Below are 22335 nucleotides of genomic sequence, written 5' to 3'. Positions count from 1 at the left end.
CATCCGGCAAGGCCGAAATCCGGCTGCAGATCTGAACTGCAGCCCAGATCAAATCATCGCGTCCAGCTCCCAGTCTGGACGCCGTCGAGGGGGAAGGATCCTTCGTGACCGAAACCACTGAGCTGTCTCCAGCTGTGGACATATCTTCTGCTACCGACTTGTCGGCAGCACCCGCCAAGAGCAGCGGCCTTGCCGGCCTTAAGCTCGCCCAGCTGCAGGCTCTCGCCAGCCAGCTCGGTATCTCCGGCGGATCCCGCATGCGCAAGGGCGATCTGGTGACCGCCATTTCCGCCCACCGCGCAGGCACTTCAGCCACCAAGGCTCCGGCCAAGGGCGCTGATAAGACCGGCGAAAACATCTCGGCACGGGCAACCGCGCCGGCAGCTGCCGCCCCTGCTGCTGAAGCTGCAGAGGCTCCCGCCGCGGAAGGCACCCGTGCCCGCCGTGGTCGCAGCCGCCGTGCCGGCAGCGACGGCGTTGTCACCGCTCCCGCCACCGAGGCACCCGCCCCGGAAGCCGCACCCAGCGAAGCGCCCGCGGCTCCTGAAGCCGCTCAGGCCGCCGTGTCCGAAGGTGCTGCACCGGAAGCTGCGGAGCGCCGCCAGCCCCGCACCCGCAACCGCCGCCGCGGTGAAGCAGCCGCCCAGGCGACGGCCCCCGCCGCCGAGGGTGAGGCCCCGGCGCAGGCGCCGGCCGAGCAGCGTGTTTCTGAACAGCGCGTCTCCGAACAGCGTGTTTCCGAGCAGCGCACGGAACAGCGTGGCGGTGAGCAGCGTGAACAGCGCGGCGCAGACCAGGCCGGCGAAGCAGCCGAAGCCGGTCAGCGCAACGAGCGCCAGACAACCCGCACCCGTGGCGGCCGCGACGGCGGCGAAACCGCCGGTACGCGTGAAACAACCCGTCGGGACGACACCCGCGAAAGCGACGATGCGGACGGCGGAAGCCGCCGTAACCGCCGCAACCGCCGTGACCGCAACGACAGGACGGGCGGCCAGGACAACAGCCGGGACAACCGGGATAACTCCCGCAACGACCGCTTCCGCGACCGTAACGATCGCCGTCGTGGACGCGCCCAGGGTCCGGACGTCGACGACGTCGAGGTCACCGAGGACGATGTCCTGCTGCCCGTCGCCGGCATCCTGGACGTGCTGGAGAACTACGCGTTCATCCGCACCTCCGGCTACCTGCCGGGTCCGAACGACGTCTACGTGTCCCTCGCCCAGGTCAAGAAGTACAACCTGCGCAAGGGCGACGCCGTGGTCGGCGCCATCCGCGCACCCCGTGAAGGCGAAGACCGCAGCCAGCAGTCCGCCCGCCAGAAGTTCAACGCCCTGGTCCGCGTCACCTCCGTCAACGGCAAGACCCCCGAGGAACTCAAGGACCGGGTCGAATTCGCGAAGCTCGTCCCGCTGTATCCCTCGGAGCGCCTGCGCCTCGAGACGGACCCCAAGAAGATCGGCCCCCGCGTCATCGACCTGGTTGCCCCGATCGGCAAGGGCCAGCGCGGCCTGATCGTTTCGCCGCCGAAGGCCGGCAAGACGCTTATCCTGCAGTCCATTGCCAACGCCATCACCACCAACAATCCTGAGGTCCACCTCATGATGGTGCTCGTTGACGAACGTCCCGAAGAAGTCACGGACATGCAGCGCACCGTGAAGGGCGAGGTCATTGCCTCCACCTTCGACCGTCCCGCCGACGACCACACCACCGTGGCCGAGCTCTCCATCGAACGCGCCAAGCGCCTCGTGGAAATGGGCATGGACGTTGTGGTGCTCCTCGACTCCATGACCCGCCTGGGCCGTGCCTACAACCTGGCAGCACCGGCTTCCGGCCGTATCCTGTCCGGTGGCGTCGATTCCGCAGCGCTGTACCCGCCGAAGCGCTTCTTCGGTGCAGCACGCAACATCGAAAACGGCGGCTCACTCACCATCCTGGCCACCGCGCTCGTTGAGACCGGTTCCAAGATGGACGAGGTCATCTTCGAAGAGTTCAAGGGCACCGGCAACATGGAACTGCGCCTGTCCCGCCAGCTCGCGGACAAGCGCATCTTCCCGGCAGTGGACGTCAACGCGTCCGGCACCCGCCGCGAAGAAAACCTGCTTTCCCCCGAGGAAGTCAAGATCATGTGGAAGCTGCGCCGTGTCCTTTCCGGACTCGAAACGCAGCAGAGCCTTGAGCTGCTGACCAACAAGATCCGGGAGACCCAGAGCAACGTCGAGTTCCTCATGCAGGTTCAGAAGACGACGCTTGGTGCGAAGTCGGATAACGACAAATAGTTTCACCAGGGGCGGGGCCGACGCATTTTGCCGGCCCCGCCTTTGTCGTTCGGATTTTGCCGCCCCCGCCCCTACGCTGGGCGGCTTCGATCTTCGATCGTTCGCCGCCCAGCTCCGGCAGGCCCGATGCCACTCCCGGGGCGGCAAAATCCGAACGCCATGCAGTTATCTCACCAGATGCGGGCTAGCGCCCGGACGTGCGGTCAGTCTCCGCATGGCAGTCATTAGACTTGTAAGAGTCGAAAGAGGTTTTGAAAATGTTTGAGTCCGTACAGGGCCTGCTTGATGAGCATGATGCCATCCAGGCACAGCTGGGGGATCCCGCTGTTTATGCTGACCAGCGGCTTGCCCGGAAGCTGGGGCGGCGGTCTGCTCAGTTGAATGGCATTGTTGAGGCCTACCACCGCTGGGAGGCCATCCGTGATGACCTCGCGGCTGCCAAGGAAATGGCGGACGAGGACCCCGAGTTTGCCGCGGAGGTGCCCGAGCTGGAGGCTTCGCTGGAGACGGCGGCCGCCAAATTGCGCCGGCTCCTGATCCCGCGGGACCCGGACGATGCCCGCAACGTGATTCTCGAGGTCAAGGGCGGCGAAGGCGGCGACGAGGCCGCGCTGTTCGCTGCGGACCTGCTGCGCATGTACACCCGCTACGCGGAATCACGCGGCTGGAAGACCGAACTCATTTCGGCCACCGAATCGGACCTGGGCGGCTACAAGGACGTCCAGATGGCCGTCAAGGGCAGCTCGAACGATCCCGCCGAGGGCGTTTACGCGCGGCTTAAGTTCGAAGGCGGCGTGCACCGTGTGCAGCGTGTCCCCGTGACGGAATCCCAGGGCCGGATCCACACCTCGGCCGCCGGCGTGCTGGTGCTTCCCGAAGTGGACGAGCCCGAAGAGCTCGAGATCAACCAGAATGACCTCAAGATCGACGTCTACCGGTCCTCAGGGCCGGGCGGCCAGTCGGTCAACACCACCGACTCCGCGGTCCGCATCACCCACCTTCCCACCGGGATCGTGGTGGCCATGCAGAACGAGAAGTCCCAGCTGCAAAACCGTGAAGCCGGCATGCGCGTGCTTCGGGCCCGCATCCTGGCGCACCAGCAGGAGCAGATCGACGCCGAGAACTCGGCCCAGCGCAAGTCCCAGATCCGCACCATGGACCGTTCCGAGCGCATCCGCACCTACAACTACCCGGAAAACCGCATCGCGGACCACCGCACCGGGTACAAGGCCTACAACCTGGACCAGGTAATGAACGGCGACCTGGAGCCCGTGATCCAGTCGGCCATCGAGATGGACGAACAGGCCCGCCTGGACGCCATCGGCGAATAGGCTTCGGCGGCACGCACGATGACACTCGGAACAGGGCTGAGCCTGGCGGAAGCCGTCCGCGAGGCGACCGCCATCCTTCGCGACGCCGGGGTTCCCAGCCCGCGCGTGGATGCGGAGCTGCTGGCGGACCACCTCCTGGGCGTCGGCCTGGGCAGGCTGCGGGCCATGCTCCTGGCGGATTCGTCTCCGGAGCCGGACGGCTATGCCGAACTGGTGGCCGAGCGCGCACAGCGGGTGCCGCTGCAGCACATTACCGGTGTGGCCCATTTCCGCTACCTGCAGCTGGCCGTGGGGCCCGGAGTCTTCATTCCCCGGCCGGAGACCGAGTCCGTGGTCCAGCTGGTCATCGACCGGCTCAAGGATCCGGCCCAAGGCACGCGCCGTGCCAAGGTGGTGGACCTGGGCACGGGCTCGGGAGCCATCGCCGGCTCCATCGCCCTCGAAGTCCCCGGCGCGGACGTCTACGCCGTGGAGTTCAGCGAATTTGCCCATGCCTGGGCTGAACGCAACCTTCGGCCGCTCGGCGTCACCCTGCTCCGCGGAGACCTCCGCGACGCACTGCCGGAACTCAACGGCACGTTCGACGTCGTGGTTTCAAATCCGCCGTACATTCCCGCTGAGGCGATTCCCAACGAACCTGAAGTGGCCTTGCACGATCCGCCCGAAGCGCTGTACGGCGGGGGAGCGGACGGCATGGAACTTCCGACGGCGGCAGCGGCGTCAGCCGCCCGGCTGCTGGTTTCCGGCGGCTACTTCGTTATGGAACACGCCGAAGTCCAGGCAACATGGATCGCAGCCATGTTGAAGACCTCGGGCCTCTGGTCCGACGTGAAGACGCACCTGGACCTCAACGGCAAGGAGCGCGCCACGAGTGCAGTCCTTGCCGCACCGTCGGACCCTTAAACCGATCAGCCCCTGAAGTGATGAAAGAATAGGCCAGTGACCACAACCTACGACTGCACGGCAGCTGACCAGCGGGCTGAAGGGCTGGAGAATGCCCAGCGGGCCATCCGCCAACACAAATGCGTGGTGTTCCCGACCGACACGGTGTACGGGATCGGTGCTGACGCGTTCTCACTCCAGGCTGTCAATATGCTGCTGGCGTCCAAGGGACGCAGCCGGAAGATGCCTCCGCCGGTCCTTATTCCGCGGCTCAACGCCCTGGACGGGCTGGCAACCGACGTCCCGCCAGAGGCACGCAAGCTTGCCGAGGCCTTCTGGCCGGGCGGCCTCACCATGATCTTCCATGCGCAGCCGTCGCTCGACTGGGACCTGGGCGAGACAAAGGGCACCGTCGCGTTGCGGATGCCGGCCGACGACGTCGCCCAGGACCTGTTGACACTGACCGGACCCCTCGCTGTGTCGTCAGCAAACCGCACCGGCCAGCCGGCAGCCCGGACGGCCGCCGAGGCCTTGACCCAGCTCGCCGAATCCGTTGAGGTCTACCTCGAAGGGGGACTGCGTCCGGAGGGCGGCACGGACATGGATGCCCTGCCCTCAACCATTGTCGACGCGACTGCACTGCCCCTCAGGGTGGTGCGCCAGGGTGCCCTCGCCCTCGAAAAACTGCGCGAGGTTGTTCCCGGACTCCTGGACATTGACGGCAATGCCGCCGACGTGCCGGCTGCTGACGCCCAAACTGCCGACGTGCCGGCTGCTGACGCCCGGCCAGCCGAAGTCCCGGCCGCTGACGCCCGGCCGGCCGGGCCGGCAGCCGGCGACGGATCCGTGACGGGACCCGGCGTCGAATGATTCTCACCCGGCAGCACATCCCTGTCCTCGGTGTCGACGCGACGCCACTGACAGTTCAGGGGATGACAGCCACCCTCAACCGCTTTGTCGCCGAAGGCAGCACCCGCACGGTGGTAGGCCACAACCTGCACAGTGTGACGCTCTTCCACTCCGATCCGGAATTCCGGGCCCTTTACGAAAACAGCGATGTTGTGCTGCTCGACGGCGCCCCGGTGCTGTGGCTGTGGGGACGATCGGGGGACGCGGACGGGCCCGTCATGGACTACCGCCTGGGTTCCACCGACTGGATCCCAGCCCTCGGCAATGTGGAAGGCCTTGAGCGAATTGCCGTGCTCGGCGCCGGAGCGGAAGCCAACGCCAAGGCTGTGACGCGGCTGGCCGGGATCGTGCCGGGTGCGAAAGTGGCCGGCATGCCGGGCGAAGGCTGGAACGGCGCCCTTGAAGATGAAGCTGTCGCCTGGCTGCAGGAGCTGCGTCCGCAGCTGGTGCTGCTGGGACTCGGCATGCCACTGCAGGAAATGGTCCTCCGCCGGAGGCTGGACTCCCTTCCCCCTGCCGTGTATTGCGCGGTGGGCGGTGCCATCGAACAGATCGCCGGAATCCAGAAGCTTGCTCCGCGCTGGCTGGGACGGCTGGGCCTGGAATGGGCCTGGCGGCTCATGCTGCATCCGCGCAGGGTGGCCTATCGCGTCTTCGGTGAGCCGTGGGTGCTGCTGGCCCTCCTGGTCCGGAGACGACTCAGGCAGGACGGCTAGGACCAGCCGTCCTCCAGGCTAGAACTTCTGGTCCTTCAGGGGACCGAAGCCCTTGCCGCGGAGACCGGTGGAAAACGCCCGGAACCAATCCGCCAGGCCGCGGAAGTCGCCGCGTCGCAGGAAGTAGCCGAGATAGCCGCCAACGTCCGCCACCAGCGACTTCGCCCGGAAGTGGCGGCGGATCAGGTAGCCGCGGTTTCGGTAGTAGTAGTAGCGCTTGAACGCCGTCTCGGGAACAATCACGTGCCACCTGGCGCCGAAAACGTGCTGTGTCTCGGCAAAAGCGTGCGGATGCGTGATGGCGGTGGTGGTCACCGTGCCAAAGCGGATGCCCGCCTTCCGGAGCCTGATAGTGAAGTCCACCTCGTCGCCGCGGATGAAAAGCCGCATGTCGGGCAGGCCCACTTTGAAGAAGACGTCCGAACGGATCAGCGCTCCGTTAAAGAAGTGGCCGTCGTCGGGCAGGAAACCGAGCTTCTCCACTTCCGCACGGTCGTGCGTTACTTTGCCGTCGAGGCGGAAGAAAAAGGACAACCGGTCCGGGTGGCCCGGCGCGGCAACCAGCGGGACCACGGCATCCAGGCCGCGCGCTTCGGCTTCCCGGAGCAGCGTGGCGAGGCATTCCGGGTCCCCGGGCTCGGCGTCGTCGTCCATCATCCAGATCCAGTCAGCGCCGCTGGCAACCGCCTTCAGGATGGCCAGGGAGAATCCGCCGGCGCCGCCAAGGTTCGCTTCGGACCGGACGTAGTCCACGTTTGCGTGCTGGTCCGCCACCTCTTTGGCGGGCACGGTGCCGCTGTCCACGAGGCAAATGGAATGGACCGGAGAGCTCTGCCGGTTGATGGCATTCAGCAGGACGGCGAGCTCGCGGGGACGGTCAAACGTCACGGCGGCAACTGCAACCGAGGGGGACATCGCTGGTTCCTTTCAACACGGCCGCCGGTGGATTTCCCGCCGGCAATGGGCCGTGTGACGCGAAGCCAGCCAGCCGTTGGCATTAGTATCTTGACTAGAGTCCACTGTAATACAGCCCTGTCAGGCACCAAGCACTGCCTGCCGCGCGCACGGCGACGGAGAAGTTTCATTTATCGAAAGTCAGTTCCACAGCAATCGAACCCTAGCTATCCCTGCCGCCGGGCACTGACCGGGCAGCAGGGATACACACTGTCGAGGGTTGGTTCCGTCAGCAGTGCGGGGAAGGTGGCTTCCCCATGATCATGTACCTGCTGATGATGCTGACGGCCGCAGGCGTATCCTTCGCCGCCACCTGGGGTGCACGGCTGATCGGCAACAGGCTTGAGCTTTTCTCGCCGATCCGCAGCCGCGACACCCACTCCCACAAAGTCTCCAGGCTGGGAGGCCTGGGTATTTACGCGGGATTCCTGGTGGCCCTGATCGTTGCGAGCCAGTCTTTCTTCGTCAAGGACATCTTCCGCGGCAACGCCTCGCCCTGGGGGGTCCTCGCCGGCGCCACGCTGATCGTCATCGTGGGTCTCGCCGATGACCTCCTGGACCTGCGGTGGTGGGTGAAACTGATCGGCCAGAGCGCTGCGGCCATGGTGGTGGCCATCTGGGGCGTAAGGATGAGCATCCTGCCGCTGATACCCGAGCCGATCCTGCTTGAGAATGAGGTCGTCCGCATCGTCCTCACCGCCGGGCTGATCGTCACCACCATGAACGCCTTCAACTTCATCGACGGGCTGGACGGGCTCGCCGCCGGCGTGGCCATCATCGGCGGCGTGGCGTTCTTCCTGACTGCCTACTGGGTGCACCGGTCGGCAGTCCTGCTCGACTATTCGGATCTCGCGACGCTGCTCACCGCGGTGGTGGTGGGAAGCTGCGCCGGCTTCCTGCCGCACAACTGGTTTCCTTCGAAGATCTTCATGGGGGACTCCGGCGCCATGCTGATCGGACTCCTCCTGGCCTCTGCCGGCATTGTCTCAACGGGCCAGATCACCTCCGGCCTCTACGACCGGGCCAACGGTATACCGACGATCATCCCCATCCTCCTGCCCTTCGCGGTGCTGTTCCTCCCGTTGCTGGACCTCTGCCTGGCGGTCGTGCGGCGCACGGCGCTGGGGCGTTCGCCCTGGTCCGCGGACCGCGGACACCTGCACCACAAGCTGATGGACATTGGCTACTCCCACCGCGCCTCCGTCATCCTGATGTACGCCTGGACCTGTGTGCTGGCCTTCGGGGGCCTGGCCTTCGCCATCTTCCCGTGGCAGCTTGTGCTGGCTGCGGACGTCGCAGCGGCCGCCGTTATGGCCGTGGTCACGGCATGGCCGTACCTTCGCGACAAGGCACCCGGACCGGGGCCGCGGTCGGAAGCGGAGTACGAGGCCGAGGCGGAAGCGGCAGGGCAGGAGTGAGCCTTGGACACCCTTTTCCGAATAATTTCTATCTCATGTAGAATTTCAGTGCAGCTCTTCGCCGCACCCTCCTTTGCCAGCCCGCAGTACACGACGATTGGGATCTGATGACCTCCAACGCCGAACCCGGACACAGATCCGGTAACGGACCCGTTGGTGTCTCCGGCCCCACAAAGTCACTGTGGCTGGGGCTCCTGAAGCTGAGCGCAGGTGCGGCCCTGGCCGGCCTCGTGCTCGCCGGAATACCGGCCGCGATCCTCAACGGCGGCGGGGGAGCGCTCTCAAGCACTTTCGGCGGCCTCCTTGTTATGGCGTTCTTCGGAATTAGCCTCCTTGTGGGCCATTTTGTCGGACGGAACAATCCCTCCGGCGCCATCGGGGTCTTTGTAGTCACCTACTTCGTCAAAGTTGTGGGATTCGCCGTGGTGCTTTTCGTTATCGGAGCACCTGAATGGCTCCACGCCCGCTGGTTCCTGATCGGCGCCGTCACCGCCGTCGTGTTCTGGCAGGCGGCTGAGATCTACGGATTCAGCAAGGCCCGCCTCCGTATCTATAACGACCCCGAACCCGTGAAGGACGGCAACGATGAACAGCCGTAATTCGAAGCGAAAAAACATGCGGGAAATCCCCAAATCCACCCACGGTTCCGTAGGCGTATCTTCCGACGGCGGGGACGGCGGATACAACGCCGGCATCGCCGTCTTTAGCTACATAATTGGCGGAATCATCGTCTGGAGTTTGATAGGGTGGGGTCTGGATTATCTGTGGGGAACCCGCTGGATTGTGCTCCTAGGCGCTCTGCTTGGAGCTGCGGGAGGGTTCTATCTTTCTCATATGCACGGACTCACCAGTAACAGAACGTCACCTGGTGAAGACAGTGCAGCCAGCGGCCCGTCCAAGGACGAGGAACAGTAATGCCTAACAATTTCACAAGGGGAAGGGCGGACATGAAGATCGCCGGACCCTCACCAACGCCCAATGATGGACACTGCAGAGAGGAAACGCGTTGATCGCGCTTGCGCTCCCGGCCCAAGATTCAGGAGAGTTCAACCCTCCTGGAATTGAAGAAATGCACCTGCCGGCAATCCTGCCGTGGGGTGCGGCAGACGGATTCTCCAAGCAGATGCTGCTGGTTATCCTGTCGGTCGTCATTATCGCTACATTCTTTCTGCTAGCTGCGCGGAAGCAGCAGCTTGTTCCCGGCAAACTGCAGTTTGCAGGTGAAGCTGCCTACGGCTTCGTCCGCAACAGCATCGCCAAGGACATCATTGGCGGCAAGGACTTTATTAAGTACGTCCCGCTGTTGTTCAGCCTCTTCTTCTTCATCCTGGTGAACAACATCTACGGCGCCATCCCGCTGATCCAGCTTCCGAGCTTCTCGCACGTCGGCGGCGCCTATGTGCTGGCAGCCATCGTCTACCTGACCTGGATCGGCATCGGCGTCAAGAAGAACGGTCTCAAGTACTTCAAGCTGGCCACCGTTCCCTCGGGCGTGCCGGTGTACATCCTCCCGATCGTTATCCCGATCGAGATCATTTCCAACTTCCTGGTCCGCCCTGTCACCCACAGCCTCCGTCTGTTTGCCACCATGCTGGCCGGACACTTGATTGTGATGATTGCCGGATCCGGCATCGAGTACCTGGTCATGCAGGAGAACATCCTCCTGAAGGGCACCTCGGTACTGGTTCTCGTCGGCGCCATCGCCATGTACATGCTGGAAGCGCTGATCATGGCGCTGCAGGCTTACGTTTTCACGCTGCTGACTGCCATCTACATTGAAGGCGCTCTGCACGCGGACAGCCACTAGGCACCCACATACTTCCCCTTCGCGGGGATGAAGCAACCCAAACAACCTGCCACACGGGTGGCATCTTGAAAGGAAGAAAAATGGAAGGCTCCATCAACGGCTCCCTCAACCTCATCGGCTACGGCCTCTCCGCTATCGGCGGTGGTATCGGTGTGGGTCTCGTGTTCGCGGCTTACATCAATGGTGTGGCACGTCAGCCGGAAGCCCAGCGCGTCCTGCAGCCGATCGCATTCCTCGGCCTTGCGCTGACTGAAGCACTCGCCATCCTCGGCCTGGTCTTCGCTTTCGTTCTCTCCTAAGCGTTAGAACTTAGCGAACATCCAGAAACCGAGTAGATAAGGACGGGTGAAATATGAATCAGACGATCATCTCAGCCGCCACCGAAGGCACTAATCCGCTCGTTCCCAACCCTTGGGAAATGGGCGTAGTCCTGGCCGGCTTTGCTGTCCTCTTTTACATCGTGGTCAAGTTCGTTGTCCCGATGTTCGAGAAGACGTTCGCGGAGCGTGCCGAGGCTATTGAAGGTGGCATCGCCAAGGCTGAAAAGGCCCAGGCAGAGGCTTCTGCTGCACTCGAAGAGTACAAGCAGCAGCTCACCGACGCCCGTGCAGAAGCCAACCGCATCCGCGAGGAAGCCCGTGCCGAAGGCGCCCAGATCCTCGCGGACCTGAAGGAAAAGGCAGCTGCAGAGTCTGCCCGCATCACCGCGCACGCCCACGCTCAGATCGAATCCGAGCGTCAGTCGGCCGTTGTGTCGCTGCGCGCCGAAGTCGGCACGCTGGCCACCACGCTGGCAAGCCGCATTGTCGGCGAGTCACTGAGCGATGATGCACGTGCAGCCCGCGTGGTTGACCGTTTCCTGGCAGATCTGGAGAACCAGAACGCAGGTGCAGCTAAGTAATGGCAGGTGTATCGAGCGAATCGCTGACCGCGGCGCTGGTGGCATTGGAAGCCAAGCTTCCCTTCGCTTCGCTGCAGTTGGCAAAGGAACTCTTCGGAATCCTGGGAACGGTGGACAGCTCGGCTGGCTTGCGCCGTGCCCTGACTGACCCGTCCCGCAGCGGTGACGAAAAGTCGGCACTGGTCAAGCAGCTCTTCGGTGGAAAAGTCTCCACTGATGCTGCGGAAATCGCGAGCGGACTGGCCAGTTCACGCTGGGCGTCGGCTCGGGATATCGGCGATGCACTCGAGACTCTTGCCGCTTCGGTGGTAATTGCCGTTGCTGAGAACAAGTCGGCCGTCTCTGCCTCAGGGATCAACGGACTGGAAACGCTGGAGAACGATCTGTTCTCCTTCAACCAGGCCGTCGGTTCCAGCCACGAGGTACAGCGTGCTCTGTCCGAGCCGCAGGCGAGCCCGGCTGCCAAGATTGCCCTCGCCGAGAAGCTCGTTCCCCACGCAAGCGAGGAAGCGAAAGTCCTTATCGGACAGGCAGTTTCGCAGCCGCGCGGCCTCAAGGTGACCAACCTTGTGCGCCGTTTCGCAGAGCTTGCAGCCAAGCGCCAGCAGCGTTGGATCGCAACGGTCAGCGTCACCCGTCCGCTGACGGAGACGCAGACCAGCCGGCTTCAGGCAGCGCTGAATGCGCTGTACGGGCGCGAGCTCAAGATCAACATGAACGTTGACCCGGCACTGATTGGTGGTATCCGGATCCAGGTCGGTGATGAAGTGGTAGACGCTTCTGTACTGAACCGCCTGGGCCAGCTCCAGCGTCAGCTTGCCGGCTAACCGGACAAGCACAACTTAACTGATAGAAACCCCGGTCATCGTGACAACGATGATCACGAAAACAGGAGAGCAGGGACTGCAGATGGCCGAATTGACCATCAACGCCGACGACGTCCGTATTGCGTTGAACGAGTTCGCGGCGTCCTACGAACCCGGAAACGCAGAGCGCGTAGAGGTCGGCCGTGTGACCACCGCAGGTGACGGCATCGCCCGTGTTGAGGGCCTTCCCTCGGTCATGGCGAACGAGTTGCTTCGTTTCGAAGACGGCACGCTGGGCCTGGCCCAGAACCTCGACGTCCGCGAAATCGGTGTCATTATCCTCGGTGACTTCACCGGAATCGAAGAAGGCCAGGAAGTCCACCGCACGGGACAGGTTCTGTCCGTGCCGGTTGGCGATGCCTTCCTCGGCCGCGTGGTTGACCCGCTGGGCCAGCCGATCGACGACCTCGGCGAAATCAAGGCTGAAACCACCCGTGCTCTGGAACTCCAGGCGCCCGGCGTGACCCAGCGCAAGTCGGTGCACGAGCCGATGCAGACCGGTCTGAAGGCTATCGACGCCATGATCCCGATCGGCCGCGGCCAGCGTCAGCTGATCATTGGTGACCGCCAGACCGGCAAGTCGGCAATCGCCATCGACACGATCATCAACCAGAAGGCCAACTGGGCTTCCGGAGATGTCACCAAGCAGGTGCGCTGCATCTACGTGGCCATCGGCCAGAAGGCGTCCACCATCGCGGCTGTTCGCCAGACGCTCGAGGACAACGGCGCACTGGAATACACCACCATTGTGGCTTCCCCCGCGTCCGACCCCGCAGGCTTCAAGTACCTGGCTCCTTACGCCGGTTCGGCCATCGGCCAGCACTGGATGTACGGCGGCAAGCACGTCCTCATCGTGTTCGATGACCTTTCCAAGCAGGCCGAGGCCTACCGTGCAGTGTCGCTGCTGCTCCGCCGCCCGCCGGGACGCGAAGCCTACCCGGGCGACGTCTTCTACTTGCACTCCCGCCTCCTGGAGCGTTGTGCCAAGCTCTCCGACGAGCTGGGCGCCGGCTCGATGACCGGCCTGCCGCTCATCGAGACCAAGGCAAACGACGTCTCCGCCTACATCCCGACCAACGTGATCTCCATTACCGATGGCCAGATCTTCCTGCAGTCGGACCTCTTCAACGCCAACCAGCGTCCCGCCGTCGACGTGGGTGTCTCCGTTTCCCGCGTGGGTGGCGCAGCGCAGGTCAAGTCCATGAAGAAGGTCTCCGGTACCTTGAAGCTGGAATTGGCCCAGTACCGCGACATGCAGGCATTCGCAATGTTCGCGTCGGACCTCGACGCCGCATCGCGCCAGCAGCTGACCCGTGGCGCACGCCTGATGGAACTGCTCAAGCAGGGCCAGTACTCGCCGTTCCCGGTCGAGAACCAGGTTGTGTCCATCTGGGCCGGTACCAACGGCTACCTGGACGACGTTCCGGTTGAGGACATCAACCGCTTCGAGACCGAGTTCCTGGAGCACCTGAAGCACAAGTCCTCCATCCTGACGACGCTGGCACAGACCAACGTCATGGACGATGACACCGCAGAAGCACTGAAGACCTCGATCGTGGCCTTCAAGAAGGGCTTCTTCGGCGAGGGCGACAGCCTCCTGGTTGGTGCAGGGCACGAGGAGCACGCCCCCATCGACGAGGCGCAGGTCGACCAGGAAAAAATCGTCAAGCAGAAGCGCTAGTTTCGCTGGCAGGGACTGCCGGGACCCCGACGGGTTCCGGCAGTCCCGGCCACCGGGATCTTAGGAAAGGATAAGTATGGGAGCCCAGATTCGGGTCTACCGCCAGAAGATCAGCTCGACGACGTCGATGCGCAAGATCTTCAAGGCGATGGAACTGATCGCTACCTCGCGCATCGGCAAGGCCCGCGCACGCGTAGCGGCTTCACTGCCTTACGCAAACGCGATTACGCGCGCCGTTTCTGCTGTCGCTAGCCAGAGTGAAATCGACCACCCGCTGGTCACCGAGCCCGAGCAGATCCGCCGTGCCGCCGTCCTGGTCATCACCTCGGACCGTGGCCTTGCAGGTTCCTACTCGGCAAGTGTGCTCAAGCAGGCGGAAGGCCTCACCGAGCTGCTTCATGAGGAAGGTAAGGAAGTCAAGACGTACGTTGTCGGCCGCAAGGCCCAGGCGTACTTCGACTTCCGCAACCGTCCTTACGCACGGGTATGGACCGGCAACACGGATTCACCGGAGTTTGCGACCGCGCAGGAAATCGGCGCAGCGCTGCTGGAGGATTTTGCCACCGCGTACGAAGAGGATGGCGTGGACGAGATCCACGTCGTCTACACACGCTTCAAGTCCATGGTGACGCAGGAACCTACGGTCATCCGACTGCTTCCCCTCGAGGTCGTCGAAGAGCAGGCACAGTCCGAATCGGACCTCCTGCCGCTCTACGAGTTCGAGCCGGAAACGGAGCAGGTGCTAGATGCACTGCTGCCGCGCTACATCGAATCACGTATCTTCGCCGCCATGTTGCAGGCAGCAGCTTCCGAGCTTGCAGCCCGTCAGCGGGCGATGAAGTCTGCCGGTGACAACGCCACGGACCTCATCAAGAAGTACACGCGTCTGCGCAACACTGCCCGCCAGGCTGAAATTACGCAGGAGCTTTCCGAAATCGTGGCCGGTGCCGACGCCTTGAGTGCGTCCTAGCCAGCACGGTTCCGGATCCAGCTGTACCTGCACCAAAAGATAGACTTAACCCCCACGCCATCTACTGAGTGAAGTGAGAGAGATGACTGCCACCGCTACCGAACACGTAGCCGCAACGTCCGGTGCTACCGGCCGTATTGCACGTGTTATTGGCCCGGTTGTCGACGTCGAATTCCCGGCTGACGCAATCCCCTCGATTTACAACGCACTCACCACGGAGATTACTCTCAACGGTGAGACCAAGACCATCACGTTCGAGGTTGCCCTCCACCTGGGTGACAACCTCATTCGCGCCATCTCCCTGCAGGCTACTGACGGACTCGTCCGCGGTACCAACGTTGTGGATACCGGCTCGCCCATCACCGTGCCTGTCGGCGACGGCGTCAAGGGTCACATCTTCAACGTCCTCGGCAAGCCGCTTGACGTTGACGAGTCGGAGATCCAGGCTTCGGACCACTGGGCCATCCACCGCAAGGCTCCCGCCTTCGCGACCCTCGAGGGCTCCACCGAGATGCTGGAAACCGGCATCAAGGTCATCGACCTCCTCACCCCGTACATCAAGGGTGGAAAGATCGGCCTCTTCGGTGGTGCCGGTGTCGGCAAGACCGTGCTGATCCAGGAAATGATCACCCGTGTTGCCCGCAACTTCGGTGGCACCTCGGTGTTCGCCGGCGTCGGCGAGCGTACCCGTGAAGGCAACGACCTCTGGGTTGAAATGGAAGAGGCAGGCGTCCTCAAGGACACCGCCCTTGTATTCGGCCAGATGGATGAGCCGCCGGGAACGCGTCTGCGCGTTGCGCTGTCCGCACTGACCATGGCGGAGTACTTCCGCGATGTGCAGAACCAGGACGTGCTGCTCTTCATCGACAACATCTTCCGCTTCACGCAGGCAGGTTCCGAGGTTTCCACCCTTCTCGGCCGCATGCCGTCCGCCGTGGGTTACCAGCCGAACCTTGCTGACGAGATGGGTCTCCTCCAGGAGCGCATCACGTCCACCAAGGGCCACTCCATCACCTCGATGCAGGCCATCTACGTTCCCGCGGATGACTACACCGACCCGGCACCGGCCACCACGTTCGCACACCTCGACGCGACCACGGAACTTTCCCGTGAAATCGCTTCGCGTGGTCTGTACCCGGCCGTGGATCCGCTGACGTCGACTTCCCGTATCCTGGACCCCCAGTACATCGGCAAGGACCACTACAACACGGCTGTCCGTGTGAAGCAGATCCTGCAGAAGAACAAGGAACTCCAGGACATCATCGCCATCCTCGGTGTTGACGAACTGTCGGAAGAGGACAAGATCGTCGTGTCGCGTGCACGCCGCATCCAGCAGTTCCTCTCCCAGAACACCTACACCGCCAAGCAGTTCACCGGCGTCGAAGGCTCCACCGTTTCCATCAAGGACACGGTTGAAGGCTTCACCGCCATCTGCGACGGCGAGCTTGACCACGTTGCAGAGCAGGCGTTCTTCAACGTCGGTGGCCTGGACGACGTTGAGCGCCAGTGGGCCAAGATCCAGGAACAGACCAAGTAATATGGCTGAGCTTGAGGTTGAGATTGTCGCAGCGGATCACTTCGTGTGGTCCGGAGCGGCCAAGATGGTCAAGGCCCGCACCAGCGATGGTGAAATCGGAATCCTGCCCGGCCACTCGCCCCTGCTGGCGATTCTGGCCGAAGGTGAACTGGCCATTGAGCCTGTTTCCGGTGAGCGCATTGCTGTGGTTGTCGACGGCGGATTCTTCTCCGTCGACAACAACAGGGTGGTCATAGTTGCTGATAACGCCCAAATGGGTGAAGCGGCTACCGCGGGGATCCGCTAGCACGACCTTGATGAACGATCCTGGTTTTCCGTTCATCGCGTTGGCAACAGTCTTTGCGTTGCTGATTTTTGCACTGTGCCTGTCCGGGGTACGCCGCTTTAACCTGCGGCGTGCCCTGGGCACAGTGGACGCCTCCATTTGCACGGCTGGAAAAAGCTGGCAGATGGGGGTTTGTCGTTATCAGGACAACGACCTTGAGTGGTTCAAGCTGCTCTCGCTCAGTGTCCGACCCAAATACACTTTCCGGCGCAGCTCGCTGGAACTGGTGGGCCGCCGCCAGCCCACCGAGGCGGAACTCGTGAAGGTTCAGCCCGACTCCGTCATCGTGGAACTCCACTACGAAGGCCAGGAAGTCCTGCTCGCCATGAAGTTCGATGCCTACACAGGACTGTCCTCGTGGCTTGAAGCCGGGCCGGTCATCGGTGTGGGCACCTGGCGTTAACGCCGGTGGACCTTATCGCTGACGTCCGTCTGACCGATGGGCCCCTGCTCTGGGTTGCCTGGACCGCCGGCGCTGTCGGCCTCGGATGGCTGCTGTGGGCCCGCGGACGCCGCTGGGTCCTGAGTGCCGGAGCTGCCCTCCTGCTGGCCACCGGCACCGTCGCCGCGGTGCACTGGCTGCTGTTGTACACGTTTTCTACCCTGCCCGAGAGCCTCCCGCGCGAAGTGCTCGCGTGGTTTGTAGCTATGGTATTTGCCCTTTTCCTGTGGGTGCTCCGGCTGTGGAAACTCCGGCAGCCTTCCCCTTTGAAGAGCCGCGGTGCGTGGCGGGGGAGGGCCGCCGCAACGGCAGCTATGCTCGGCGTCTGCCTGCTCGGCGCTGTCCAGATCAACGCCTACTTCGGCCTCAACCATACGGTCAGTGACCTCATGGGTACCGCCGTGGCGAGGATCCAGCCACTCGAAGCCGGACTGAAGCGCCAGCCTGTGGCCGCTGCCCCCGTTGCCCTCAATGCCTGGCGTCCACCGGAGGGAATGCCGTCGGACGGCGCCGTGAGGAAAGCCGTCATCCCGGGCACCGATTCGGGTTTCAGCAGCCGCGAGGCCTATATCTACCTCCCTCCCGCCTACCAGGCCACACCCCGTCCCGCCTTACCGGTCCTCGTCCTCTTTTCCGGGCAGCCTGGCGGGCCTTCGGACTGGCTCACAGGAGGGGCCCTGCGCAGCCGGATGGACCGCTTCGCAGAGGACCACGACGGCGTGGCCCCGGTTGTCGTGGTGGTGGATCCGAACGGTACCGCGTCGGCCAATACCCTCTGCATGGACAGCCGCATTGCCAACGCCGACACTTTTCTTGCCCGGGATGTTCCCCGCTGGATCGAGCAGACCCTTGATGTTGATCCGGACCACCGGCAGTGGGCCGCCGGGGGCTTTTCCTTCGGGGCCACCTGCGCCCTGCAGATGGGCACCCGCCATCCCGACGTCTACGCCTCGGTCCTCGCCTTTTCCAGCGAACGTGAGCCCGCACTGGCCAAGGAGCGGCAGAAGACTGTTGACGCGGCGTTCGGGGGTGACGTGGCAACCTTCGACCGACTGACTCCCTTGAGCATCATGCAGAATACGCGGTTTGAGGGTCATGCCATATATTTCGGCGCAGGTTCCCGGGATCCGGAATTCCTTGCCTACATGGATGAACTTTCGGCTGCGGCCGGCCGGGCCGGCTTCACCGTGCAGGCGCAACCGGTGGTCAACACGGGCCATTCCTGGGAGGCCGCTTCCAAGGGACTTCCTGCTGCCCTCGACTTCGTGGCGGCCCGCTGGGGAATCCGGCCATGACGAACCAGCGGGAGGCCGTCCCGGAAACAGGCAGGCGCGCTTCCGCGGCGGCCGGCAGCGTCACCTGGACTGACGTCATGCTGGCGGCGCTGCGCCGCGTGCGGCAGCATTTCAAAGCCGTGCCGTTCACCTTGGTAGTCCTGGGTCTTTTCCTTGGGGCGGGTGCGGCCACCAACAGTTTCCTGTCCGGCCCGCCGGAGGCCCTCCTTGACGTGGCCTCCGTGCACGTCGGCGCGCTGAAGGACGGCCGCTGGTGGTCCATGTTCACCTCGCTGTTTTTCGCCACGAACCCTGCGGCCTATCTCACTGCCGGACTCATGATCCTGTTGTTGCTGGGGCTCGCCGAACGCAGGCTGGGCACGCTGCGGACGGCGTGGTTCTTCTTCGGCGGCCAGTTCGCGGCTGTCTCGCTGTTTCTGCTGCTCACGCAGCTCGCCCGCTACGCGGGCGACGGGTGGCTGGGGCTCATGGTGGACGCCCGGCTCATCGGGCCGTACGCCGCTGTCCTCGCCGCAGTCCTTGGGGCCAGCGGGCTCCTGCCTACCCTCTGGCAGCGGCGCCTTCGCACGGGCATTGTTTCAGCCTCCCTGCTCCTCGTCCTCTACGTAGGGCATCCGGAGACCGTGGTCGGATTCCTGGGTGCGCTGGCCGGAATTGCCGCCGGCTGGTGGATCCAGAGCGACCACGGAACCCTCCACCGGCACCGTTCCACCGGCCGCGAGACGCGCAACCTCCTGTCCCTGATCGTCGGTATTTTCGCCGTCGGGCCCATTCTGACGGCCGCCGTCCGCAGCCCCACCGGGCCGCTGGCGCTGCTGCGGGACGTCGTCCTGAACCCGTTGCCCACCCTCAGCCAGCTGGAGCAAAACTGCGGCGGCACGGTGGACGTGAACTGCCTGGAGATCGGGCGGACGGGATTCGCGGGACCGCTGGGCCTTGCCCTGGCAGTGGTGCCCGTGCTGCTCCTGCTGATCTGCGCGGACGGGCTGCGCCGCGGACGCCGGCTTGCCTGGCGGATCACGATCGGAGTCCAGCTGGCCGTCACCGCGTTGTCCGCCGTGTACCTCACCCTGTTTGCCCGCATCCCGCACTACCCGCAGCGGCCGCACACGGCCGTCATGGGCTCAGGGTTCGTCCACGTCCTCCCGCTCGTGGCAGTTCCGCTGCTGCTCGTGGTGCTGCTGTGGATCAACAGGCGGCAGTTCCGGGTGGAAACGTCGGCCGGGGCGCGGCGCAATCTGACCAGGGTGCTGGCAGGGACCTGGGCGGCACTTGCCGGCAGCTACACGGTCGCCTGGCTGGGAGCCGGCGGAATGGCGCGCGACGGCGGACTGTCCGGTCTGGCGGCCGAACTGGCACGCCAGTACCTGCCGGTGCCCATCCCCAGCCTGTACAACCGGATCTTCCAGGACCGGCAATCGGTTGAGGCCTTTCTGTTTGCCTACTCCGGCATTGTGTTCTGGGCCGTCGCACTGGCCGGCGTGTGGGTGGTGCTCCTGGGGCAGCACCACGGTGCCGGTGCCGGCGTTGAGGCGAGGGACGTGGCCCGCCGCCTGGTGCGGCGGGGCGGCGACTCCCTGTCCTGGATGGCGCTCTGGGAACCGAACAAATACTGGTTCACCCCCACCCTGGACGCCGGGGTTGCCTACCAGCAACATGGCAGCGTGGCCTTGACGCTGGGCGGGCCATTCGGTGATGCCGCGTTGCGGGAGGAAGCCGCTACCGGCTTCATGCGGTACTGCGCCGAGCATGCGATGGTTCCCTGCTTCTATTCCTGCACTGAGGGGCTGTGGCCCCTGCTCCAGTCGCGGGGGTTCAGCCGGGTGGCTGTGGCGCAGGAGACCCGGCTGGCGGTCAGGGAGCTTGAATTCAAAGGCAAGGAGTGGCAGAACGTCCGGACTGCGCTGAACCGTGCACGGAAGACCGGCGTCACGGCGGTCTGGGGACGGTACAGCGACTTTCCTGCGGCCCTGCGGGCCCAGCTGCTGGAAGTATCCGAGGAATGGGCTGCGCAGAAATCCGTTCCCGAGATGGGCTTTACGCTCGGCGGCATGGACGAACTGATGGACGACGACGTGCTGTGCTGCGTCGCCGTCGATGCCGGCGGCCTGGTGCACGGCGTCACCAGTTGGCTCCCGGTATTTGATGAGGGGCGCGTGGTCAGCTGGACGCTCGACTTCATGCGCCGGCGGGAGGATGGATTCCCCGGTGCCATGGAGTTCCTCATTGCCTCCGCCGTGCTGGAGCTGCGGAGCTCGGTTGAGGTCATTTCCCTGTCCGGCTCGCCGCTGGCCAAGGAGCCTGCCGACGGGGCGGCGTCCGGCGCAGCGCAGGATCCGTCGGAGGACCCAGGCAGTGAAGCCGAACGGGAGCCAGCGCGGGAGCCCGACGCCCTCACGTCCATCCTTGACGTGGTGGGACGGGCACTGGAGCCGGTGTACGGATTCCGCTCCCTGGCCACCTTCAAATCACGGTTCAAACCCGATTACCGCACGCTCTACCTCTATTACCAGGACCCCCTGCAGCTGCCTGCCATTGGCCGCGCGCTGAGCCGCGCCTACCTGCCCGGCCTCTCGGTCCGCCAGAGCGCCCGGCTCCTGAGGACCTTGGTCGGCTAATTGCGCACGGCGGCGTAACTATTATCGGCGCCATGTTTTCAGATTCAGAAAACATTTGTGACAAGCAACAATGCGTCGTCGGATGAATGGATAAAAAGCAAAAAAATGATCCCCGGCACTAATGCCGGGGATCATTGATTCGCAGGACGCCGCCTGCAGGCGGCGATCCGAAGCGGGACTAGACCAGAGTTACGCCGGTAGCCTGGGGGCCCTTGGCGCCCTGGCCGATCTCGAACTGAACGCGCTGGTTCTCGTCGAGGGTCTTGAACCCACCGGTCTGGATCTCCGAGTAGTGAACGAAGACATCGCCATCGGAGTCGTCCGGGGTGATGAAGCCGAAGCCCTTTTCAGCGTTGAACCACTTGACGGTTCCCTGTGCCATGTATATCTCCTCATTGTGGAACTTGCTTAAGCCCGGCACACTTCGTGCCGCACTTGGTCACTCCGCGAGAAGAATCCTGGCTTGCCGCCCGGTGGAACCGGACACTAGCTGACGAAGCTTCGCGCTCGCAACATGTCTTGCGAGCATGAAAAACACCTACACAAAGACTTAGATAAGAATTTCATGTGGGGTGCGTCAGGTCAACGGGTAAAAGGGGGAATTCGATAAATTTTGCGTAAAGCCGACGTGAACCGCTTCGTTATGGCCGTGCACCCGGCTATTGACGGACTGCTTATTTGGAAGGGCCCGTCAGAAGAGGCGTGATTCGCTGTCGTCAACGCCGCGCATGGCGTCGTAGTCCAGGGTGACGCAGTCGATTCCGCGGTCGTTGGCCAGGACCTTGGCCTGCGGCTTGATCTGCTGGGCGGCAAAGATGCCCCGGACGGGTGCCAGCAGGGGATCCCGGTTGAGCAGCTCCAGGTAGCGGGTCAGCTGTTCGACGCCGTCGATGTCGCCCCGCCTTTTGAGCTCGATGGCCACCGTGGCGCCGTCGGCATCCCTGGCCAGGATATCCACCGGACCGATGGCGGTGAAGTACTCGCGCCGGATCAGGGAAAAGCCGGTGCCGAGGCGTTCGATCTGATCGGCCAGCAGCCGTTGCAGGTCAGCTTCCACACCGTCCTTGATGAGGCCGGGATCCTGGCCGAGCTCATGGGAAGTGTCGTGCAGCTGCTCGTGGATATTGATGATGAGCCGGTCATCGGTCTTGGCGGACTGGACGGTCCACTGCTCGGTGACACCGAGCTCCAGGTCCACTTCATCCGGCAGGGAAACACGAAGGCTGGCCGGCGGGCTCATCCAGTTCAACGGCTTGTAGGAGCCGCCGTCGGAGTGCACCAGGACGGACCCGTCAGCCTTGACCAGCAGGAGCCTGGTGGCAAGGGGGAGATGGGCCTTGAGGCGGCCTACATAATCAACAGAACATCGGGCTATGACTAAACGCACCCGGTAAACACTACCGTCTG

The 22335-nt window shown here is 63.8% G+C and carries 22 protein-coding genes; 19 read left to right on the top strand and 3 right to left on the bottom strand.

Annotation, left to right across the window (positions count from 1 at the left end):
* Positions 1-104 precede the first annotated feature (104 nt).
* The 5 genes from rho (at position 105) to ACSQ1X_RS13320 (ending at position 6114) form a co-directional block, all read left to right on the top strand.
* The gene (rho, locus tag ACSQ1X_RS13340) at positions 105-2276 is read left to right on the top strand and encodes a transcription termination factor Rho (RefSeq protein WP_436057998.1); all 2172 of its coding nucleotides are present in this window, start codon (positions 105-107) and stop codon (positions 2274-2276) included.
* 257 nt (positions 2277-2533) lie between these two features.
* Positions 2534-3607, top strand: coding sequence for a peptide chain release factor 1 (gene prfA / locus ACSQ1X_RS13335; protein WP_055796247.1), 1074 nt, complete (start codon positions 2534-2536; stop codon positions 3605-3607).
* 18 nt (positions 3608-3625) lie between these two features.
* Positions 3626-4510 carry a peptide chain release factor N(5)-glutamine methyltransferase gene (gene prmC, locus ACSQ1X_RS13330; protein ID WP_436057997.1) on the top strand — a complete coding sequence of 295 codons (885 nt, stop codon included), beginning with the start codon at positions 3626-3628 and terminating at the stop codon, positions 4508-4510.
* A gap of 36 nt (positions 4511-4546) precedes the next feature.
* Positions 4547-5359, top strand: coding sequence for an L-threonylcarbamoyladenylate synthase (locus ACSQ1X_RS13325; protein ID WP_436057996.1), 813 nt, complete (start codon positions 4547-4549; stop codon positions 5357-5359).
* On the top strand, positions 5356-6114 hold the full coding sequence (locus ACSQ1X_RS13320) for a WecB/TagA/CpsF family glycosyltransferase (protein WP_436057995.1): 759 nt from the start codon (positions 5356-5358) through the stop codon (positions 6112-6114). The genes ACSQ1X_RS13325 and ACSQ1X_RS13320 overlap by 4 nt, the downstream gene beginning before the upstream one ends.
* Positions 6115-6132: 18 nt before the next feature.
* Here the strand turns inward: ACSQ1X_RS13320 and ACSQ1X_RS13315 are convergent, their stop codons facing one another.
* Positions 6133-7029 (bottom strand): glycosyltransferase, encoded by an 897-nt coding sequence (locus tag ACSQ1X_RS13315; RefSeq protein WP_055796235.1) that lies wholly within the window; start codon positions 7027-7029, stop codon positions 6133-6135.
* A 296-nt stretch (positions 7030-7325) separates the two neighbouring features.
* Here ACSQ1X_RS13315 and ACSQ1X_RS13310 point away from each other — a divergent pair, with 296 nt between their 5' ends.
* From ACSQ1X_RS13310 to ACSQ1X_RS13245, 14 genes are all read left to right on the top strand, one after another.
* Positions 7326-8486, top strand: a complete 1161-nt coding sequence (locus ACSQ1X_RS13310; protein ID WP_436057994.1) for an MraY family glycosyltransferase — start codon at positions 7326-7328, stop codon at positions 8484-8486.
* Between the two features lie 107 nt (positions 8487-8593).
* Entirely contained in the window at positions 8594-9085 is a 492-nt protein-coding gene (locus tag ACSQ1X_RS13305) for a hypothetical protein (RefSeq protein ID WP_436057993.1), read from the top strand.
* Positions 9086-9101: 16 nt separating this feature from the next.
* Positions 9102-9401 (top strand): hypothetical protein, encoded by a 300-nt coding sequence (locus ACSQ1X_RS13300; protein WP_082506659.1) that lies wholly within the window; start codon positions 9102-9104, stop codon positions 9399-9401.
* Positions 9402-9492: 91 nt separating this feature from the next.
* On the top strand, positions 9493-10293 hold the full coding sequence (atpB, locus tag ACSQ1X_RS13295) for a F0F1 ATP synthase subunit A (RefSeq protein WP_028270094.1): 801 nt from the start codon (positions 9493-9495) through the stop codon (positions 10291-10293).
* An 80-nt stretch (positions 10294-10373) separates the two neighbouring features.
* On the top strand, positions 10374-10592 hold the full coding sequence (gene atpE / locus ACSQ1X_RS13290; RefSeq protein WP_011692451.1) for an ATP synthase F0 subunit C: 219 nt from the start codon (positions 10374-10376) through the stop codon (positions 10590-10592).
* A 53-nt stretch (positions 10593-10645) separates the two neighbouring features.
* The gene (locus ACSQ1X_RS13285) at positions 10646-11194 is read left to right on the top strand and encodes a F0F1 ATP synthase subunit B (RefSeq protein ID WP_436057992.1); all 549 of its coding nucleotides are present in this window, start codon (positions 10646-10648) and stop codon (positions 11192-11194) included.
* Complete coding sequence (locus tag ACSQ1X_RS13280; protein ID WP_055796227.1) at positions 11194-12021, top strand: F0F1 ATP synthase subunit delta; 828 nt, start codon at positions 11194-11196, stop codon at positions 12019-12021. The genes ACSQ1X_RS13285 and ACSQ1X_RS13280 overlap by 1 nt, the downstream gene beginning before the upstream one ends.
* 82 nt (positions 12022-12103) lie before the next feature.
* Positions 12104-13741, top strand: a complete 1638-nt coding sequence (gene atpA / locus ACSQ1X_RS13275) for a F0F1 ATP synthase subunit alpha (protein ID WP_055797222.1) — start codon at positions 12104-12106, stop codon at positions 13739-13741.
* Between the two features lie 76 nt (positions 13742-13817).
* A complete protein-coding gene (locus tag ACSQ1X_RS13270; protein WP_028270091.1) occupies positions 13818-14711 on the top strand; it encodes a F0F1 ATP synthase subunit gamma in 894 nt (297 codons plus the stop codon).
* Positions 14712-14793: 82 nt separating this feature from the next.
* Positions 14794-16248 carry a F0F1 ATP synthase subunit beta gene (gene atpD, locus ACSQ1X_RS13265; RefSeq protein ID WP_011692446.1) on the top strand — a complete coding sequence of 485 codons (1455 nt, stop codon included), beginning with the start codon at positions 14794-14796 and terminating at the stop codon, positions 16246-16248.
* Between the two features lies 1 nt (position 16249).
* The gene (locus ACSQ1X_RS13260; protein WP_011692445.1) at positions 16250-16534 is read left to right on the top strand and encodes a F0F1 ATP synthase subunit epsilon; all 285 of its coding nucleotides are present in this window, start codon (positions 16250-16252) and stop codon (positions 16532-16534) included.
* Positions 16535-16544: 10 nt separating this feature from the next.
* The gene (locus ACSQ1X_RS13255) at positions 16545-16976 is read left to right on the top strand and encodes a DUF2550 domain-containing protein (protein WP_028270090.1); all 432 of its coding nucleotides are present in this window, start codon (positions 16545-16547) and stop codon (positions 16974-16976) included.
* A gap of 5 nt (positions 16977-16981) precedes the next feature.
* The gene (locus ACSQ1X_RS13250) at positions 16982-18310 is read left to right on the top strand and encodes an alpha/beta hydrolase (RefSeq protein WP_436057991.1); all 1329 of its coding nucleotides are present in this window, start codon (positions 16982-16984) and stop codon (positions 18308-18310) included.
* Positions 18307-20928 (top strand): bifunctional lysylphosphatidylglycerol flippase/synthetase MprF, encoded by a 2622-nt coding sequence (locus tag ACSQ1X_RS13245; protein ID WP_436057990.1) that lies wholly within the window; start codon positions 18307-18309, stop codon positions 20926-20928. Before ACSQ1X_RS13250 ends, ACSQ1X_RS13245 begins: the two co-directional genes overlap by 4 nt.
* Before the next feature lie 178 nt (positions 20929-21106).
* On the opposite strand, the gene ACSQ1X_RS13240 is transcribed toward ACSQ1X_RS13245, so the two are convergent.
* Complete coding sequence (locus ACSQ1X_RS13240; RefSeq protein ID WP_011692441.1) at positions 21107-21310, bottom strand: cold-shock protein; 204 nt, start codon at positions 21308-21310, stop codon at positions 21107-21109.
* A gap of 309 nt (positions 21311-21619) precedes the next feature.
* On the bottom strand, positions 21620-22315 hold the full coding sequence (nucS, locus tag ACSQ1X_RS13235; protein ID WP_028270087.1) for an endonuclease NucS: 696 nt from the start codon (positions 22313-22315) through the stop codon (positions 21620-21622).
* Positions 22316-22335 lie beyond the last annotated feature (20 nt).

Origin of the sequence: Arthrobacter sp. LjRoot78 (genome assembly GCF_964254335.1) — a bacterium.
Lineage (GTDB): Bacteria > Actinomycetota > Actinomycetes > Actinomycetales > Micrococcaceae > Arthrobacter.
The sequence above is the reverse complement of the archived record's forward strand: the minus strand, read 5'-3'. Positions and strand labels throughout refer to the sequence as shown.